The organism is Vibrio sp. 1180_3, assembly GCF_029478545.1.
GTDB classification, from domain to species: domain Bacteria; phylum Pseudomonadota; class Gammaproteobacteria; order Enterobacterales; family Vibrionaceae; genus Vibrio; species Vibrio aestuarianus.
Map to the genome: position 1 here is coordinate 53,069 of NZ_SJFM01000026.1, position 19,613 is coordinate 72,681.

At 42.5% G+C, this 19,613-nt stretch carries 12 protein-coding genes; 7 read left to right on the forward strand and 5 right to left on the reverse strand.

The genetic code is table 11. The features are described 5' to 3' along the window. Positions 1-174: 174 nt before the first annotated feature. The 3 genes from htpG (at position 175) to hemH (ending at position 4,176) form a co-directional block, all read left to right on the forward strand. Complete coding sequence (gene htpG / locus EYW48_RS15425; RefSeq protein WP_277432640.1) at positions 175-2,082, forward strand: molecular chaperone HtpG; 1,908 nt, start codon at positions 175-177, stop codon at positions 2,080-2,082. A 366-nt stretch (positions 2,083-2,448) separates the two neighbouring features. Then, positions 2,449-3,093, forward strand: coding sequence for an adenylate kinase (gene adk, locus EYW48_RS15430; RefSeq protein ID WP_053310240.1), 645 nt, complete (start codon positions 2,449-2,451; stop codon positions 3,091-3,093). Between the two features lie 117 nt (positions 3,094-3,210). Beyond that, positions 3,211-4,176: a ferrochelatase gene (hemH, locus tag EYW48_RS15435; RefSeq protein WP_274674056.1), complete on the forward strand. Its 966-nt coding sequence runs from the start codon at positions 3,211-3,213 to the stop codon at positions 4,174-4,176. Between the two features lie 122 nt (positions 4,177-4,298). Here the strand turns inward: hemH and EYW48_RS15440 are convergent, their stop codons facing one another. Continuing rightward, positions 4,299-5,687, reverse strand: a complete 1,389-nt coding sequence (locus tag EYW48_RS15440; protein WP_053310238.1) for a peptide MFS transporter — start codon at positions 5,685-5,687, stop codon at positions 4,299-4,301. A gap of 306 nt (positions 5,688-5,993) precedes the next feature. On the opposite strand from EYW48_RS15440, the gene rfaH reads away from it, so the two are divergent. After that, the gene (gene rfaH / locus EYW48_RS15445) at positions 5,994-6,491 is read left to right on the forward strand and encodes a transcription/translation regulatory transformer protein RfaH (RefSeq protein ID WP_053310237.1); all 498 of its coding nucleotides are present in this window, start codon (positions 5,994-5,996) and stop codon (positions 6,489-6,491) included. A gap of 77 nt (positions 6,492-6,568) precedes the next feature. Here the strand turns inward: rfaH and asnB are convergent, their stop codons facing one another. The 4 genes from asnB to nagA form a co-directional block, all read right to left on the reverse strand. After that, positions 6,569-8,233 carry an asparagine synthase B gene (gene asnB / locus EYW48_RS15450; RefSeq protein ID WP_274699886.1) on the reverse strand — a complete coding sequence of 555 codons (1,665 nt, stop codon included), beginning with the start codon at positions 8,231-8,233 and terminating at the stop codon, positions 6,569-6,571. A gap of 241 nt (positions 8,234-8,474) precedes the next feature. After that, positions 8,475-10,061 carry a cation:proton antiporter family protein gene (locus tag EYW48_RS15455; protein WP_053310235.1) on the reverse strand — a complete coding sequence of 529 codons (1,587 nt, stop codon included), beginning with the start codon at positions 10,059-10,061 and terminating at the stop codon, positions 8,475-8,477. Between the two features lie 86 nt (positions 10,062-10,147). Then, on the reverse strand, positions 10,148-11,362 hold the full coding sequence (locus EYW48_RS15460) for an ROK family protein (protein ID WP_053310234.1): 1,215 nt from the start codon (positions 11,360-11,362) through the stop codon (positions 10,148-10,150). Between the two features lie 2 nt (positions 11,363-11,364). Further along, the gene (gene nagA / locus EYW48_RS15465) at positions 11,365-12,501 is read right to left on the reverse strand and encodes an N-acetylglucosamine-6-phosphate deacetylase (RefSeq protein WP_277432641.1); all 1,137 of its coding nucleotides are present in this window, start codon (positions 12,499-12,501) and stop codon (positions 11,365-11,367) included. A 481-nt stretch (positions 12,502-12,982) separates the two neighbouring features. On the opposite strand from nagA, the gene nagE reads away from it, so the two are divergent. From nagE to EYW48_RS15480, 3 genes are all read left to right on the forward strand, one after another. Then, on the forward strand, positions 12,983-14,476 hold the full coding sequence (gene nagE / locus EYW48_RS15470) for an N-acetylglucosamine-specific PTS transporter subunit IIBC (protein ID WP_168522891.1): 1,494 nt from the start codon (positions 12,983-12,985) through the stop codon (positions 14,474-14,476). Positions 14,477-14,916: 440 nt separating this feature from the next. Then, complete coding sequence (gene glnS / locus EYW48_RS15475) at positions 14,917-16,587, forward strand: glutamine--tRNA ligase (RefSeq protein WP_168524050.1); 1,671 nt, start codon at positions 14,917-14,919, stop codon at positions 16,585-16,587. A gap of 236 nt (positions 16,588-16,823) precedes the next feature. Next, on the forward strand, positions 16,824-19,613 hold a 2,790-nt coding region (locus EYW48_RS15480; protein ID WP_277432642.1), incomplete at its 3' end, for a FimV/HubP family polar landmark protein.

Here is a 19,613-nt window from a genome sequence, read left to right on the forward strand (position 1 = left end):
TTTATTTTCTTTTATAAAAATATGGCCAAGCATAATCAAAACAAATAAAAAAAACAGTGTTTTTATTATCTTTGACCTTGATTTTACATTTGTCATCCTCATGTTACTAGCAAATCATTCTCAGTTGCACACAATGGCGTGTGTGAATAATCACTCAGATGTTATGGAGCTAGTATGAGCGAAACTGCCACAAACAATAAAGAAACTCGTGGGTTTCAGTCTGAAGTCAAGCAGTTACTTCATCTTATGATTCACTCTCTTTACTCAAATAAAGAGATTTTCCTGCGCGAATTGATTTCGAATGCCTCTGATGCTGCGGATAAACTTCGTTTTCAAGCCTTGTCAAACCCAGACCTATATAAAGGTGATGCAGAGCTTGGTGTTAAGCTGTCGTTTGATCAAGATGCAAATACGTTAACGCTTTCGGATAACGGCATCGGTATGAGCCGTGAGGATGTAATTGAACATCTAGGAACGATTGCTAAATCAGGCACGGCTGAATTTTTCTCTAAACTGTCTCAAGATCAATCAAAAGACTCGCAATTGATCGGCCAATTCGGTGTTGGTTTCTATTCAGCATTCATTGTTGCAGATGCGGTTACAGTACGTACTCGCGCAGCCGGCCTTGCCGCAGACCAAGCCGTACAATGGCATTCTGCGGGTGAAGGTGATTACACGATCGAAAATATCATCAAAGAATCTCGTGGTACTGACATTATCCTGCATATGCGTGAAGAGGGTAAAGAGTTCCTAAACGAGTGGCGCCTACGTGATGTGATCAGTAAATACTCAGATCATATCGGTATTCCGGTCTCAATTCAGACTAAAGTTCGTGACGATGAAGGCAAGGAAACCGATGAGACGCAATGGGAGCAAATCAACAAAGCTCAAGCATTGTGGACCCGTTCTAAATCTGAAATTACGGATGAAGAGTATCAAGAGTTCTATAAGCATGTGTCTCATGATTTTGCTGATCCGCTGCTGTGGAGCCACAACCGTGTAGAAGGTAAGAACGATTATACTAGCTTGCTTTATATCCCAGCGAAAGCACCTTGGGATATGATGAACCGCGATCATACATCAGGTTTGAAATTATACGTTCAACGTGTATTTATCATGGATGACGCGGCGCAATTTATGCCATCTTACCTGCGTTTTGTTCGCGGTTTGATTGATTCAAATGATCTGCCTTTGAACGTGTCTCGTGAGATTTTACAAGACAACAAAGTGACTCAGTCACTGCGTAATGCATGTACTAAGCGTGTCCTGACGATGCTTGAGCGCATGGCCAATAATGATGCAGATAAATATCAGTCATTCTGGAAAGAGTTTGGCTTGGTATTAAAAGAAGGTCCTGCTGAAGATATCGCTAACAAAGAAAAGATTGCCAACTTATTACGCTTCGCTTCAACGGAAGTTGACTCTGCGGAACAGACGGTCAGCTTGGCGTCCTATGTTGAGCGTATGAAAGAGGGACAAGATAAGATCTACTACCTCACAGCAGACAGTTATGCTGCAGCGAAAAACAGCCCACACTTAGAACAGTTCAAAGCGAAAGGCATTGAAGTCATTTTAATGTTTGATCGTATCGATGAATGGCTAATGAACTACTTGACGGAGTTTGATGGTAAGCAATTCCAGGCGATTACGAAAGCAGGTTTAGATCTTAGCCAGTTTGAAGATGAAGCTGAAAAAGAAAAACATAAAGAGACGGAAGAAGAGTTTAAGTCTGTCGTTGAGCGTACCAAGCAATACTTGGGTGAACGTGTTAAAGAAGTTCGTACTACCTTTAAGTTGGCAACAACTCCAGCAGTAGTCGTGACTGATGACTATGAGATGGGCACGCAAATGGCTAAACTTCTTGAAGCGGCTGGTCAAGCTGTTCCTGAAGTTAAGTACATCTTTGAGCTAAACCCTGAACATGCCTTGGTTAAGCGCATGGCTGATGAAGCCGATGAGCAAGCGTTTGGTCGTTGGGTCGAGGTACTACTCGGTCAAGCAATGCTTGCTGAGCGTGGTTCAATGGAAGACCCATCTCAATTTTTAACGGCGATTAACCAACTTTTGACTAAGGTTGAATAACCGTTAAATAAACAAAAAGCTCGCATATGCGAGCTTTTTGTTTTGAATTGTGATGATTTGCTTAGAACTGACGCTAATTTGTGCAAAACGGAAGCGAAAATCTAAGCCGGATTACATTCTTTAGTCTTAATCTCGTCAGCAGCATTGAATTCTATGTTAGAATGCTGCACTTGAACCAAGCGAATAAGGTGTGTATTTTGCTCGCCAAACAGTGTGCTTTGCTCAACTGAATTGTTCGTTAAGCTGTAGTTGTTCGCTCAAATCACTAACGTTATACCGAAACTTACCGTTGTATATGTTCGTATCTTTATGTTCGTAACGCTGTGAGCTTCGGTATAAATCATAATTTTCTAAAGAGGATTAAACATGCGCATCATTCTTCTAGGTGCTCCAGGTGCAGGTAAAGGCACTCAAGCTCAATTCATCATGGAGAAGTACGGTATTCCACAAATCTCTACTGGTGACATGCTACGTGCTGCTATCAAAGCCGGTACTGAGCTTGGTAAACAAGCAAAGTCAGTCATCGACGCTGGTCAACTAGTTTCTGATGAAATCATCCTTGGTCTTATCAAAGAGCGTATCGCTCAAGCTGATTGCGAAAAAGGCTTTTTGCTAGATGGTTTCCCTCGCACTATCCCTCAAGCTGATGGCTTAAAAGAGATGGACATTGCTGTTGATTATGTAATCGAATTCGATGTTGCGGATGATGTTATTGTTGATCGTATGGCGGGGCGTCGTGCTCACTTACCTTCTGGCCGAACTTACCATGTTGTTTACAACCCACCTAAAGTGGAAGGTAAAGATGACGTGACTGGTGAAGATTTGGTTGTTCGTGATGATGATAAAGAAGAGACCGTGCGTGCCCGTCTAGGTGTTTACCACGATCAAACAGCACCGCTTATTGCTTATTACAGCAAAGAAGCTGAAGCAGGCAACACTAAGTACCTAAAATTTGATGGTACTAAGCAAGTTGCTGAAGTGAGCGCAGATATTGAGAAAGCACTAGCATAATTGGCTAAGTACTGATTATCTAACTTTGTTATAGTGAAGGCGACCTAGATAGGTCGCTTTTTTTATGAACTTTCTAGTCATGGATTCGTATTCAACAGACTACAGTAAAATAGATGAATGGAAGTTATGCAAAATAATAAACGACAAGGGGTATTACTGGTTAATTTAGGTACTCCAGATGAACCTACAACTCCTGCTATTAAACGCTTCTTAGGTCAGTTTTTGCACGATCATCGTGTCGTCGATATGAGTCGATGGATATGGTGCCCAGTGTTACATGGCATCATATTACCGATCCGTTCACCTAAAGTTGCGAAACTCTACCAGTCAGTGTGGATGGATGAAGGCTCACCACTGATGGTTTATTCACAACGTCAAGCCAAACGTTTAGCTGAGCGTATAGCCATGCCTGTCGAATTAGGGATGACCTATGGCTCTCCAAGTTTGTTAGATGGTGTTAAATCGCTATTAGAGCAAGATGTGGAAGAGATTGTCGTATTGCCACTTTATCCTCAATATTCCGGCACAACCACAGCGGCGGTTTTTGATGGCTTAGCTAAAGTGATGAAAAATATCCCAGTGACACCAAACTTACACTTTGTTCGAGATTATCATGATCATCCACTTTATATTCGGGCGTTAGCGGACAAAGTTCGCCAATCTTGGAAGGAGAATGGACAAGGAGATTACCTGCTTTGTTCTTATCATGGTATTCCTAAGCGTTACGCTGATAATGGTGATATTTATCCGCAACACTGCGAGCGCACAACGCAACTCTTGGGACAAGAATTAGGCCTAAATTTGCAACAAATAGGGATGTCTTATCAATCGATATTTGGCCGTGAAGAGTGGTTGCAACCTTATACAGATAAGACCTTAGAGGCTTTACCTAAACGTGGTGTGAAAAGTTTGGATATCATTACCCCGGCATTCTCGGTGGACTGTTTAGAGACCTTAGAGGAAATATCGGAGCAGGGTAAAGAAACCTTTATCCATGCTGGTGGAGAATCATTCACTTATATTGAATGCCTAAATGACTCAGAGATGCATATTGATATGATGGCTTGTCTTATTGCGCGCTGATTTGAATACCATTCAACCTCAGTTCGGGTTATTTAGATTGAACAAAAACGGTCACAATAGTGTGACCGTTTTTCGTTATTATCCCTGAATTACCACCCTTAAGCTTGGTGGTATATTTGAAGCTAAACTAACTGAGCTTGCTGCTCTTCAATTTCTTCAGCGTGGCTTGCCGTTGTTTCAGCACCGTGCATCCAACGAACAAGCGTGTTTGAGAACAACATCAGAATGATGCCACTGATAATTGCGGTTACTGCAATACCGCTAAAGATAGCCATTGCGCCCAATTCGCCAACATGAGAGCCAACGTAACCTGCTACATAATTCGCGATTGCGTTACAACCGAACCATGCCCCCATCATTAATGAAGCAAGACGTAGTGGCGCTAGCTTAGTGACAAGTGATAGGCCGATTGGAGAGAGACACAGTTCGCCCAAGGTATGGAAGAAAAATGCACCGACAAGCCAAAGCATTGATGTTTTCACGGCAGTGTCACCACCTTGTTCCATAACCGCGCCAACCATGCAAAGGAAGCCCAGGGCTAAGAAGAACATCGCCAATGCAAACTTCGCTGGTGAGTTTGGCTCACGTTTACCCAGTTTTACCCATAGAACGGCTAATACAGGTGCAAGAGTAATAATGAAGAATGGGTTGAGCGATTGGAACCATGCAGAAGGTACTTCAAAACCACCAATCATACGATCAGTGTATTGCTGCGTATAGATGTTCATTAGACCACCAGCTTGCTCGAAACCCGCCCAGAAAACGATAGTAAACAAACTCATCACAAGGATAACCTTGATACGATCTACTTCTTCTTTTGTTAAAGATTCTTTGCCTGCTGATTTTTTAAGCTTGAGATCACGCTTGGCTGCTGGCTCACGACCAATATCACCAAGCCATGATTGTGCCATTGTCATTTGCATGACCAGGCTGATAAGCATACCAATACCCGCGACAACGAAACCGGCTTTCCAACCAAATGAGTTGGTCACAGAACCTGAAATCACACCGGCCAGCAACGCTCCTAAGTTAATACCCATATAGAAGATAGTAAATGCGCCATCACGACGGTTATCGCCTTCATTATATAAGTCACCAACCATTGTTGAGATATTTGGTTTAAATAGACCGTTACCACAGATAAGAAGCGCAAGACCTAAATAGAAAGTATGCAGAGAGCCAAGGCCTAGTGCATCAGCAGGTAGTGCTAGCGTAAATTGGCCGATAGCCATTAACGCACCACCAATAAGGATTGAACGGCGTTGCCCAAGGTAGTTATCTGCAAGGTAACCACCAATAAGTGGTGTGATGTAGACAAGTCCAGTATAGGTGCCATAAAGATCTAGGGCATCTTTAGTCGACCAGCCAAGACCACCATTCATTGTCGCGTCTGTTAGATAAAGGACTAGGATAGCGCGCATGGCATAGTAGGAAAATCGTTCCCAAAGCTCTGTGCCGAAAAGTAAAAATAGGCCTCTTGGATGACCAAAGTATTGATGTTGGTTTGTCATAAGTTTTTTTAGTTTTATAGATTAAAAAAATTGTGGGTTAGATATACATGGGCTTTTATCGTATCGCAATTAGTAAAAAGCAGACGATTATGCTAGATGGTTGGTTAAGTTATTGTTCTTTAAATGATATCACCACTATTTTAGGGCGGTTTTTACGTGCCGCAAACTTACCTTTCAATATTGGTAGGTGATTTTTACCTTTTTCGAACAAATGGAGGTGTTGTTTGTGGCCTGGTGATTTGTCGTTTATTGCGATGCACGATAGTGTTAGGATCCTCAGAAAATAGAGCAGTAGCTAGGAATAAAATGAAACGTTGGTATTTGCTGTATTGCAAACGAGGTGACCAATCACGAGCCAAGATGCATCTTGAAAATCAGGGTGTCGAATGCTTTTACCCAGAGATTGAAATTGAAAAAATCCTCAGGGGAAAGCGTCAAAAAGTGAAAGAGCCACTTTTTCCCTCATACATGTTTGTCAGGTTTGATTTTGAAAAAGGGCCAACCTTTACTTCAGTACGTTCTACACGTGGTGTTGTTGACTTTGTTCGTTTTGGGGCGCAGCCCAAAGAATTAGAAGGGGATCTTGTCTATCAGTTGAAGGTACTTGAGCAGCATGAGAGCTCAGCTTCGGCTCAAAATATTCCCGAGAAAGGACAGGTTGTCAGGGTTAAAGGGGGGCAGTTTTCAGGTATTGATGCCATTTATCAAGAATCTGATGGCGAGACGCGTTCCATTATGTTGGTTAAAATGATTAGCCAGACAATACCGATGAGCATTGATAACAAGCACTTAGAACTGGATTAGATGGTTTATTCTTTTACGGTTTAATAGAAAAAGGCGCATCTAGCGCCTTTTTCATTGGTCATTGGTGAACTTGTAAATCAATAGGCTTCGTTATGAACGGCTTTAACGGCACGGCCAGATGGGTCAATACAGTTTTTAAATGACTCATCCCACTCAATCGCTTTTGCTGAAGAGCAGGCAACTGATGGGCCTCCAGGTACACATCGTGCCGCTGACTCAAGAGGGAATAACTCCTCAAAAATTTCGCGATATACGTAGCCTTCTTTAGTGCTTGGCGTATTGTAAGGGAAACGGTACTGTGCGGTTTCCATCTGCTGATCGGTCACTTTTTCTTCCGCTACAGATTTTAATGTATCAATCCAGCTGTAACCTACACCATCAGAGAACTGCTCTTTTTGACGCCATGCGATAGTTTCAGGTAAATAGTGTTCAAAGCATTCACGTAAAATGTGCTTCTCCATCTTACCATTGCCACACATTTTGTCGGCTGGGTTTAAACGCATCGCTACATCAATAAATTCTTTGTCTAGGAATGGAACTCGGCCTTCAACGCCCCAAGCAGCAAGGGATTTATTAGCGCGCGCGCAGTCAAACATATTTAGTGCAAGGAGTTTGCGAACCGTTTCTTCATGGAACTCTTGCGCGTTTGGCGCTTTATGGAAATATAAGTATCCACCGAATATTTCATCAGCGCCTTCGCCTGACAGAACCATTTTGATGCCCATTGCTTTTATCTTACGTCCCATCAAGTACATTGGTGTTGAGGCGCGAATAGTGGTGACATCGTAAGTTTCAATGTGATAAATCACATCACGAATAGCATCCAATCCTTCTTGAATGGTATAGGTCATTTCATGGTGTACAGTACCAATCTGATTGGCAACTTCGCGAGCTGCTTTAAGATCAGGAGCGCCTTCTAAACCAACCGCGAACGAATGAAGTTGCGGCCACCAAGCTTCTGTTTGTTCGTCATCTTCAATGCGCATAGCGGCGAAGCGTTTAGCAACTGCTGAAGTAATCGATGAATCTAAACCACCAGAAAGTAATACACCATAAGGTACATCGGTCATCAATTGACGTTTAACGGCGGCCTCTAGTGCCTGAGTCAGCTCCTCTTTACTTGTGCTATTACCTTGCACGGCAGCATATTCATTCCAGTCACGGATATAGTAGCGTTGCGGCTCGGCATCTTGAGAGCGGTAGTAGCTGCCAGGAGGAAACTCGCTGATAGTTTTACATACGGGTACTAGCGCTTTCATTTCTGAGGCAACATAGTAGTTTCCATTCTCATCATAGCCTTGATAAAGCGGGATAATACCAATGTGATCTCTGCCCACTAGATACTGATCTTTTTCTTCATCATAAAGAACAAAAGCAAAAATACCGTTAAGCTCTTCAAGGAGATCGGCGCCCATTTCTTCATAGAGAGCAAGGATGACTTCGCAATCTGAATCGGTCTGAAAGTCATATTTTCCTTCGTAGCGAGCGCGAATTTCTTTGTGGTTATAAATTTCCCCGTTTACGGCAAGGATGTGTTTTTTGTTTGGGCTGTATAAGGGTTGAGCACCACTATTTAAACCAACGATGGCGAGACGCTCATGCGCTAAAATCGCTTTATCAGAGGCGTAAATACCTGACCAGTCTGGGCCTCTGTGGCGTAATTTTTTAGACATTTCTAGGGCTATTGGGCGTAAAGCCGCAGCATCACTTTTAATATCGAGAATGCCAAAGATAGAACACATACAACTTCCTTTTTGATAATTTTTAACCTGTTGACTTTAATTTGCCATTTCGATTAAAAAATGCAACCAAATATTATGGAAATTATCTTTTTATTTGCTTGTTGGTGAATGCTGTTCAATAAATTGTTATTTTTGATGAATGGTATCTATTTTTTGGCGTTTGAATGAGCAGAAATGAAAATTTTGCGGATATAGAACCCAGATAAGAGCGCTGATAGCTTTTATCTGGGCGTTGATAATACTACGGTTTAGTGAAGTTTGGCTGTAGCTGTTGACAGACATGACGTGCAAAACCGCTACCAGCTTCATTATAAATATTGAATGCTGCATCCACGCCACATTCTAATAATGACTCTAGTTGGTCAGGGTACTCTGCAATTGCGGCGATCTGTCCTTTAAAATTTCGATGTTGCAATTGTGACAAAGCGATTTGATTACCTTGGTGGTGCGGCATCGCCAGCAAGACTAACTTAACATTTGCTGTGTCTAGAATACGCTCCCAAAAATCAGGGTCCGTTGCATCTCCAGAAATAACGTTACGACCTTGTGCGCGATGTGTATGAGCAGTATCTTCTCGCACTTCAATACCAAGGCTTATTTTTCCATATCGAGATCGCAGCTCATCGTAGGCACCAGTGCCTATACGACCCATGCCTAAGATCAATACTTGTGCGTGACCTGGGTTGATAAGTTGATCTTTGGTATTCAGTTTTTCTGCGGCATGCTCTTTAAGCCATGCTCTAGAATGTTGGTATAGCTCATGACCTTTGCGGCTGATTGGGGCGGCAATCACAAATGAGATAGAAACCGCAATCGCCAATGCGACTAATATGTCACCTGACATCCAACCCATTTTAAAAGCAAGTCCACCGACAATAAGACCAAATTCGCTGAAATTAAAGAGTGATAGGGTCGCTAGTAGTGATGTGCGTACGCGGAATTTAAATCGGTTAAGTACCCAAAAATAGAGAACGCCTTTGAGAGGAAGCAATAACAGTAATAACAGCGCTAGTGCAAAACCAGTCATAGTCGGTTGTGCAGATAAGCCAATGTTTAAGAAAAAGCAGACTAAAAACAGCTCCTTGAGGTTAAATAAAGATTTAGACAGTTCCGATGCTTTGCTATGAGCGGCGAGTAACATACCTAAAATAAGCGCACCGAGGTCTGGTTTCATACCAACAACCTCAAATAGCCCAGCGCCCATAACCAAGGCAAAGAAAATGCCGAGTAAAACGAGCATTTCTCCGTGTCCAACCCAATCGAGTAGTTTGTAAAATAGCGGACGCATTAATGGCAGAGCAAACAGTATAATCGCATACCAATGTGGTAGTTTGCCTGTTGATATAGTTAGAAATACCACGGCAAATATATCCTGCATAACGAGTATGCCGATTGCAATAGTGCCATAGGTGGCATTCATCTCACCTTTTTCTTGTAGAGATTTTACGGCAAAAACTGTGCTAGAAAATGATAAGGCGAAACCGAGTAAAACGATTTGCTCGGTTGGCATCGTGGCTAAGCTACTAATGCCTAAGTATTTGAAAATTAATAACGCAACACTAAAAGCTAGGGTTGAAAGAAGATTGTGAACGGTTGCTCCGGCCCATATTTCTTTAGCGAGTAACGTTTTTACATCCAACTTTAAACCAATGGTGAACAATAACAGCGTGACCCCTAGGTCGGCCAAAGTGCGTATTGTATCACTGCTTTGGTAGCCAGCAGCATGTAGAGCAAACCCTGCACACAAGAAACCCACCAAAGGGGGTAAGTTGCATTTCAGGGCAATGAATCCGGCTAAAAAAGCGGCTGTAATAAGGACCAGTTCCATAAATTCCTTTGGCAATGATTAAAGTGAGTTTATAAAAAAAGCTGTGTCGAGGTGACACAGCTTATCATTGTAATTCAATTAATTGCTTAATCACCAAGCAATTTTTGCAACAAAACACCATTTAACATTGCACGCTTAATCATCGCAAATGCGCCAATAGTGTCTTGGCTGTCAATCTGTGATGCGACAATCGGTAAATTATTGTGGAAAGTTTTCAGTGATTGATTTTCAACATTTCTTTGAATGGCAGGAAATACAATGTCTTGCGCGGTTGTTATCTGCCCAGCAATCACTACTTTTTGAGGATTAAATAAGTTGATTGTCATAGCAATAGCTTTACCCAGTTGATTTCCTACCCTGACTAAGCTCTGTTTCGCTAATTCATCACCAAGATTAGCGTGTTCACACACATCATTGATAGTAATGCTCTCTATGTTAGCAAGACTTGATTCATAACCTTGTGCTAGCAGTTTTCTAACGCGAGAAATTATGGCAGGGTTCGCCGCCACTGTTTCTAAGCAGCCAAAATTTCCACACTGACATTGCTCGCCAAGAGGATCAATTTGGATATGACCAATTTCCCCTACATTACGGTTATAGCCAAGGAAAACTTGTCCATTTACGATAATGCCAGCACCAGTACCTCGATGAACACTGACTAATATTGAATCTTGGCAATCTTTACTCGCGCCAAAGTAGTGCTCGGCGAGAGCCATGCCGCGAACATCGTTACCCACGAAGCATTGAACGTGAAAATTGTCTCGAATAATGTCACCAAGTGCTAGTGCATCAATCGATATATTTGGCATGTATTCGACAACGCCAGTTTCAGGGTTAACCAAGCCTGGAAGTGCAATACCGATCGCGATGAGTTGGTCGATTTGCTCTTGTTGCTGTTTTATAAATGCTGAGAGGAAAGAAACTAGCCCCTCAACTAATTGAGTTTGATGCGAGTAGTGAAATTCATGGTAATCAGAAACTAGCTCTTTTCCACCCAAGTCATAGAGGCTTAGTTGAATGTAGTCACGCCCTAAACGAACAGCAACTGAGTGGAAAGGTGCGACTTCTGTCGTCAATGAGATGGCTCTACGTCCACCCGTTGATGCTTGTTGGGCGACCTCTTTGATAAGGCCGCGTTCAAGTAGTTGGCGGGTTATTTTTGTAACACTTGCAGGAGCAAGTTGACTCACATCAGCAACTTGGATTCGAGATATAGGACCTTGCTGGTCGATCAATCGATAAACTGCTGCGCTGTTGAGTTGTTTGACTAAATCTACGTTACCTATTTGTCCGCCATTCATTATCAATTGTGCTCGTATTTTCCGTTAACAACCGTCGCTTGAACATTGAAGTCACGATCAAAAACAGCCAAGTTTGCCACCATGCCTTTTTTAATTCGGCCTAGTTTGTTGTCAACCCCAATTGCTTTTGCTGGATACAGAGTAGCCATTCTTAGTGCTTCGTCCAAAGCGATACCAACGTGCTCAACCGTGTTTTGTACTGCCTCAATCATAGTGAGGGCTGAGCCGCCTAGTGTGCCATTTTCATCAACACACTTACCATCACGGTAATATACTTTCTTACCGACAAAAATAAAGTAATCCATGTTAGCACCTGCGGGAGCTGTGGCATCGGTCACTAATACGAGCTTTTCACCTTTAATTTTGTGGGCAATTCGGATGTTAGCGTAATCAACGTGGAAGCCATCGGCAATGATTCCCGCATAAACATCAGGTGTATCATAAATGGCACCGACAACTCCAGGCTCACGTCCAACCATTGGGGTCATGGCATTGAATAAGTGTGTCGCAAAGGTGATACCTGATTCGAAACTATTTCGTGCTTCAGTGTAGGTTGCGTTGGTATGGCCGATAGATACAACGATTCCCGCTTTCGCAAGGCGTTCAATGTGTTGTGGGTTATTGTGCTCTGGTGCGAGGGTAACCTTTGCTATCACATCGCTGTTTTCACACATCGTGTTAATCATACTGTCATCAGAAGGACGAATGAAATCAACGCTGTGGATACCTTTTTTCATCACATTCAAATATGGACCTTCAAGGTGTAAACCTAAGGACTGATTTTTGTATTTTGTTTGGTACTCACGAGCTGCCGCGATAGCTTGGCGCATATCTTCATCAGATGAAGTGATAAGAGTCGGTAAAAAGCTGGTGCAGCCTGATTTTAGATTCGCTTTGTGCATTGTCTGCATGGTATCGGCTGTTACTTCATCATTAAGCATCACTCCGCCACAGCCATTAAGTTGCAGGTCGATAAAGCCTGGGCTTACGTTCGCACCCTTCAGATCTTGAGTTGTAATATCTTGTGGTAAATCTGCTAGCGGGCATACAGCTTCAATCAACTCATTCTGAATGATAACAGCATGATCAACGAGGACATTACTGCCAGTGTAGATTTTACAGTTAGTTAGCGCGTACATAATCAGCGAATCCTTCTCTATCGATATCTTATAAATTTGATTAAGCGACGAAATAAAAGATGAAATGAGTCGGTGTCTTGGCTTATTTTTCTTACTTCAATTAGGTCGCGAATTATCTATTTAGCAAACGGCCATCGGTATATGGTGCTAATGTTAAGTGTTCGTTTTAACTGGGATATTTTATTTATTTGTACAGTTTATCTCTGTGAGAAACCAGTTAATCCGAGTTTTTCATGCTGGCTCTTTAAGTCTTAAGCAAGCAAATATTATCGTTAATTTTTCATTTTTTTTAATTGTAAAATAAGTTTTATGATCTCGCTAGCAAAAACCTCGATATTTGACGGTTTGTGGTGACTATGATCACAAATGATAAGGTTTTAATTTGCGGGGCAAAATTAATTACATAAACTAAGTTTGACTAAATTGAGCGACCAAAATAAGTGGCTCGACCAAATAAAAAATCCTATAGGGGGAACTTAAGGTGAATATTCTTGGATACTTTCAAAAAGTAGGCAAGGCGTTGATGGTACCCGTTGCCACACTGCCAGCTGCCGCGATATTAATGGGTATTGGTTACTGGATTGACCCGAATGGTTGGGGTGCAAACAGTGCCTTAGCTGCATTCTTGATTAAAGCTGGTGCGGCAATCATCGACAATATGTCTGTGTTGTTTGCTGTGGGTGTCGCGTACGGTATGTCGAAAGACAAAGACGGCGCGGCAGCACTATCTGGCTTCGTTGGCTTCTTGGTTGTTACTACACTACTTTCTCCAGGAGCTGTTGCACAAATTCAAGGCATTGATCCAAGTGCTGTTCCTGCCGCATTTGGTAAAATCAACAACCAATTCGTTGGTATTCTAGTTGGTATTATCTCTGCTGAAATTTATAACCGTTTCTCTACAGTTGAATTACACAAAGCACTTGCGTTCTTCTCTGGTAAGCGTCTTGTTCCTATTTTAACGTCGTTTGCTGGTATCTTTATTGCGTTCGTTCTTATGTATGTATGGCCACATGTATATGGCGGTCTAGTATCATTTGGTGAATCAATTCAAGGTCTAGGTTCTGCGGGTGCTGGTATCTACGCATTCTTCAACCGTCTATTGATTCCTGTTGGCCTTCACCATGCATTAAACTCAGTATTCTGGTTTGACGTTGCTGGTATTAATGATATCCCTAACTTCCTAGGTGGCGCGAAATCAATTGCTGAAGGTACTGGTATTCCTGGTGTTACTGGTATGTACCAAGCAGGTTTCTTCCCTATCATGATGTTTGGTCTACCGGGTGCAGCTCTAGCTATCTACCACACTTCTACTGCTAAGAATAAAGAAAAAGTAGCGTCTATCATGATTGCTGCAGGTTTCGCTTCATTCTTCACTGGTGTTACAGAGCCGCTAGAATTCTCATTCATGTTCCTAGCTCCAGCGCTATATTTGCTACACGCAGTATTAACGGGCGTATCAGTATTTATCGCCGCATCAATGCAGTGGATTGCAGGCTTCGGTTTCTCTGCAGGTCTAGTGGATATGGTATTGTCATCACGTAACCCGTTAGCGGTTAACTGGTACATGTTGATTGCTCAAGGTCTAGCATTCTTCGCTATCTACTACGTAGTATTCCGCACTGTTATTGTTAAGTTCGGTCTAAAAACTCCGGGCCGTGAAGATGATGAAGAAAGTGCTAACCAAGTATCTGGTGCAAAAGAGTCTTCTGAACTGGCTAAGCAGTACCTTAAAGCACTTGGTGGTCACGCTAACCTAAGCAATATCGATGCATGTATCACTCGTCTACGTCTATCTGTGAATGACATGAGTGTCATTGATGAGAAACAGCTAAAAGCGTTAGGTGCTATGGGTGTCGTGAAGCTTGGTACTAATAACTTACAAGTTATTTTAGGTCCTCTAGCTGAGATTGTTGCTGGTGAAATGAAGTCTATCGGCGCAAACGAAGACTTGTCAGCGGTACAACTTCCTAACTAAATAATCTTGTTCTGATTATAACTAAGGCCCTCGTTATTTAACGGGGGCTTTTCTTTATCTTTATTGTAACGCTTGCTCTATTTTGCATAAGGCCGCATGTTGATGCCAATCAGAATAAATATCTGGTCATTCTTGCTGGTTAAAATCGCTGATAGCGGCGTTATAGATTTTGTAGGTAGGTCAACTAGCTAGCTGCAATCTATGCCTTGCTCCCAGCGATTTTTCCTGCGCAATTATCTGATCACCTATTTATCCCGATTGGTATGAACTGGTGCTTGAACAAGCGAATGATTGAAATATTCGTAAGAAATCCCCACTTTTTATTGTGCAATAGTAGATAATTGTGGATCATTAGCGGCAAACTTTCTGTTTCTGCGGCATTACTGCTTTCCCATACAGAAAAACTTTCTGACAATACTAATAATTTTGAGGTGCTACAGATGAGTGAAGCTGAGGCTCGTCCATCGAATTTTATTCGCCAAATCATTGATAAAGATTTAGCGGATGGTAAACACACAAGCGTGCATACTCGTTTCCCGCCAGAACCGAATGGCTATTTGCATATTGGTCATGCGAAATCTATCTGCTTAAACTTTGGTATTGCTCAAGACTATCAGGGACAGTGTAATCTACGTTTTGATGATACGAACCCAGAGAAAGAAGATGTTGAATACGTAGAGTCAATTAAAGAAGATGTTAGCTGGCTCGGTTTCCAATGGTCTGGCGATGTTTGTTATTCCTCAAACTATTTCGACCAACTTTACCAATACGCTATTGAGTTGATTCAAAAAGGCCTTGCTTATGTTGAAGAACTCAGCCCAGAGCAAATCCGCGAATATCGTGGTACGTTGACTCAACCAGGTAAACTTAGTCCATATCGTGATCGCAGTGTTGAAGAGAATTTAGCACTATTTGAAAAAATGCGCGCTGGTGGCTTTGAAGAAGGTAAGGCATGTTTACGTGCGAAGATCGATATGTCGTCATCATTTATGGTGATGCGTGATCCCGTTCTATACCGTGTTCGTTTTGCAGAGCACCACCAAACAGGTAATAAATGGTGCATTTATCCAATGTACGATTTTACTCACTGTATTTCTGATGCGCTGGAAGGTATTACACACTCTATCTGTACACTAGAGTTCCAAGATAACCGCCGCTTATACGATTGGGTACTAGAAAACATTACGATTGACTGTCGACCTCATCAATATGAATTTAGCCGTCTAAATCTTGAGTACACAGTGATGTCTAAGCGTAAGCTTAATCAACTGGTTACCGAAAAATTGGTTGCAGGGTGGGATGACCCGCGTATGCCAACCATTTCAGGACTACGTCGTCGCGGTTTTACTTCTGCGTCAATTCGTGAGTTTTGTAAACGTATTGGTGTGACAAAACAAGAAAACATGATCGAATTTAGCTCTCTAGAGTCTTGTATTCGTGAAGATTTGAATGAAAATGCACCTCGTGCAATGGCCGTTCTTGACCCAGTCAAAGTGGTAGTTGAAAACTTTGATGCCGATAAAGTGGAAACATTGACGCTTGCTAATCACCCAAATAAACCTGAAATGGGTGACCGCGAAGTACCCTTTACCCGTGAGCTGTGGATCGAGCGCGAAGACTTCCGTGAAGAAGGCAACAAAAAGTACAAGCGTTTAGTTCTAGGTAAAGAAGTTCGCTTACGGGGCGCTTATGTCATTAAGGCCGAGCGTGTTGAAAAAGATGAAGCAGGTAATATTACAACTATCTACTGTACCTACGACGTAGATACGTTAGGAAAAAACCCAGCCGATGGGCGTAAAGTGAAAGGTGTTATTCACTGGGTGTCTGCAGATAAAGGATTGCCAGCGGAAATTCGTCTGTACGATCGTTTATTCACAGTAGCCAACCCTGCCGCTGCTGACAATTTTGCAGAAACGATCAATCCGGATTCTCTCGTTAGTATCACAGGTTTTGTTGAACCAAGTTTAGCCAACGCAAAAGCAGAACAAGGTTTCCAGTTTGAGCGTATGGGGTATTTCTGCGTTGATTCTAAAGATTCCACAGCAGAAGCTTTAGTTTTCAACCGTACGGTTGGTTTGCGTGATACGTGGGCTAAAATCGGTACAGAGTAACTTCAAGTCATGAAGTATAAAGGTCAGCAAATGCTGACCTTTTCTTTTTGTGCCCAGATAGCTTCTCGTTGTTTTGCCCGCTATGACTCATTTGGTAGCAGTAAAATGTGTGAGATTCCTGCGATTATTGTGGTCGTGACACATTTTTTACCATACGTCCTATAGTTTTGCTGCGGTTATCCGATATATTTAACAGATCACCGTATTTTTTTTCCAAGCACATAGCTGAGCCTTATATGCGTCAAATTATTCAGCGTCTTCTATTGCCGATAGCAATCGTTGCCGTGACTCAGATTTCTATCGTTAGTGCAGAGAGCATTCGCCTGATTGGGCCGAATGGCGAGATCCAGTCTTCTCCTCAATTTTCAGAAAATCTAGCCCAAACTCGTAACTTGCAACAATCTGATAATCAACCATCGAAGTTTTTTGGACCGACTTTAGAAAGTGACACTTTGTGGTCAATTGCGACTCGTTTACGTCCATCAAACGCGGTGACGGTTCAACAAACATTATTCGCTATCTATCGCCTAAATCCGCAAGCGTTTGAAAATCAAAATATCCATAGTTTGATGCCTGGAAGTAATCTACGAATTCCATCGCTTGCCCAAATCCGAAGTTCATCGACCCAAGATGCGGTAAATGTGATGGCGGCCCATCAAGCCAAGTTGGATAATATTGGCTCGCCATCGGTTGTTGCAGCTCCGCCTGCACCTGTAACACCGGTGAAACCACCAGTAACAAATAATGTTGTGGCCGCAGTGGAGTCTTCAACGGTCAAACCTGCAGTTGAAACGCCTGTCACTTCGCCAGCAATAAAAACATTAGAAACACAAATTGTAGGCTCAGATGCTGAGTTAATGGCTCTAGAAGAAAAAAATCATAAGCTGCGCTTGATGCTAGCGGATGTGAAATCTGAGGTTGATGAGCTAAAAGGTGAATTGGGTGATGAGAATCGTATTCGCTCTGAAGTTGAAAAACTACTCGATGAAGAGCGCAGAAAAGCAGCCGAAGCACAAAAATTAGCTCCAAGTGCTCTAGATCAGTTGCTTTCAAATCCATGGTTAGTCGCGGCCTTAGCAATTATACCTGGTTTATTGATCGGTCTGATTGTGGTTATGTTACTAGGACGCCGTTCTAAAACGGAAGCTCAGCAAGAGGTGACACCACCAATTCAAGAAAATATTGCCCCGATTACTGTTGGTGACCCTAACATCGAAGATATCGGCGATGACTTGATGTTAGACGATGATTTATTTGGCGAATCAGACGATAGTGAAAAGCTGTTTGGTGATGATATTGCATTTGATGATGAGACAGATCCTAACGCTGATAAAGAACCGGACATCTTTGCTGACCTAGAGGATAGCGATTTAGATTTCAATCTAGAAGGTGAGGATGATGAAGACCCATTCGCTAGTATTGGTGATGATGGTGATTTAGAAGAGCTGACCTCTAGTAGTAATGGCATCAGTGTTAGTGGCGATGAAAAAGCCGTTGGTCTAGATGAAATGGCTCGCGCTCTTGATGAAGCCTCGGTTGATTCTGCCGATGAGAGCGAATTTGATCTGTCTGATGAACATGCTATGTCTGATGCAGATATTGAGGCGCTACTCAACGGGGATGGAGCAACGGAAGAACTTGAAAGTGATACGTTGGATCAATCTTTGTTGGATGACCTGCTTGCCAGTACTGAACAAGATGATCACGATGACTTTGATTTTGACTCTTTACTGGATGACTCTGGCGATGATTTTAATCTCGACTCTGAACAGTCAGATCCAATTAATACCGACTTTGGTATAAAAGATGCCGAGCTGGCTTCTGATAGTGAGTTAGACGATTTATTTGCCAATATAGAGGCAGAGGCCGATCTCGAACAACTAGAAGCTAGCGCAATTGATGATACAGCTTTGCTCGATGAATTACTGAATGAAGAAGAGTCACCGCAAATTGATAGTAATAGTATTGATTTATTAGATGAGCTACTCGACGAGGAAGAAGACGAGAGCTTACCTGATCTCACTCAAAGTACTGACTTATTGGACGAACTTGTTGAAGCTGACAATAATCAGCAAGATACTGATGAGCCAGACTTTTCTAGTGCTCAAACCTTAGATGAACTATTAGGCGACACATCATTAGAAGATGAAGATGTTGATTTAAAGCTTGATGAAGAAAGCACCGACTTATTGGATGAATTGCTGTCAGATGATGATGGTTCTGAAACGCTTAAAATTGATGAAACTGCGATCTTAGATGAGTTAGCTGATAATGATGATATTGCCGTTGAAGATGGCACCGAATTGTTCGAAGAGTTGCTCGAAATTGAGCAGCATGCTCAGCAGGTTGAAGGTACGCAGGAAACTGAAGTAAGTAGTGAGCTAACCGGGGGGCAACCTGAAATAGAAGAGGCTGAGTTCAACCGCAATACTTTTATTGATGACATGCTCAATGTGGCTCCTGACAAGGATCCACTGCTTGATGACGGAGAAATAGAACTTAGCACCGCGGAGGATAGTCGCGACTTTTCTGATGAAGTTGGTAGTGATGATGACTTTGATTTTAACCCTGAAATCGAAGGCAGCGATTACTTAGAACAGAAGAATCAACAGCCATCTAACGATACTCCATCGCTGGTAGACGCAAACAATGAGAATGTAGGTGCTCCTGAAGCGGTCGCTAATGAATTTGGTATCCCGCAAGATGGTGATTGGGAGCTTGAGCAAGAGCCGCTTTCTGACGCGAATGCCGAGCTGGCCGAAGAAAGCTCAGAGCCAGTGGCGCAAGAAACGTTTGAAGCGCTTGATGACGAGTCACTGCCTGAGTTTAGCGAAGAAGAGGCGTTAGCCTCATTCGAACCAGAAAAGGTTAGTGAGCAAGAGCCGGTTGAAGAAGACGTGCTCGCTTCACTAGAAGCCGAATCGGTTGATGCCCCAATTCAAGAGCAAGACGAAGCGCTTGATGAGCTGGAACTGCCGGAATACACCGAGCAAGACGCATTGGCTGACGCGAATGCCGAGCTGGCC

What these genes read in the sequence shown, in the direction of transcription:
- htpG (WP_277432640.1), top strand. Translation starts at nt 175, where the DNA reads ATGAGCGAAACTGCCACAAACAATAAAGAAACTCGTGGGTTTCAGTCT.
- adk (WP_053310240.1), top strand. Translation starts at nt 2,449, where the DNA reads ATGCGCATCATTCTTCTAGGTGCTCCAGGTGCAGGTAAAGGCACTCAA.
- hemH (WP_274674056.1), top strand. Translation starts at nt 3,211, where the DNA reads ATGGAAGTTATGCAAAATAATAAACGACAAGGGGTATTACTGGTTAAT.
- EYW48_RS15440 (WP_053310238.1), bottom strand. Translation starts at nt 5,687, where the DNA reads ATGACAAACCAACATCAATACTTTGGTCATCCAAGAGGCCTATTTTTA.
- rfaH (WP_053310237.1), top strand. Translation starts at nt 5,994, where the DNA reads ATGAAACGTTGGTATTTGCTGTATTGCAAACGAGGTGACCAATCACGA.
- asnB (WP_274699886.1), bottom strand. Translation starts at nt 8,233, where the DNA reads ATGTGTTCTATCTTTGGCATTCTCGATATTAAAAGTGATGCTGCGGCT.
- EYW48_RS15455 (WP_053310235.1), bottom strand. Translation starts at nt 10,061, where the DNA reads ATGGAACTGGTCCTTATTACAGCCGCTTTTTTAGCCGGATTCATTGCC.
- EYW48_RS15460 (WP_053310234.1), bottom strand. Translation starts at nt 11,362, where the DNA reads ATGAATGGCGGACAAATAGGTAACGTAGATTTAGTCAAACAACTCAAC.
- nagA (WP_277432641.1), bottom strand. Translation starts at nt 12,501, where the DNA reads ATGTACGCGCTAACTAACTGTAAAATCTACACTGGCAGTAATGTCCTC.
- glnS (WP_168524050.1), top strand. Translation starts at nt 14,917, where the DNA reads ATGAGTGAAGCTGAGGCTCGTCCATCGAATTTTATTCGCCAAATCATT.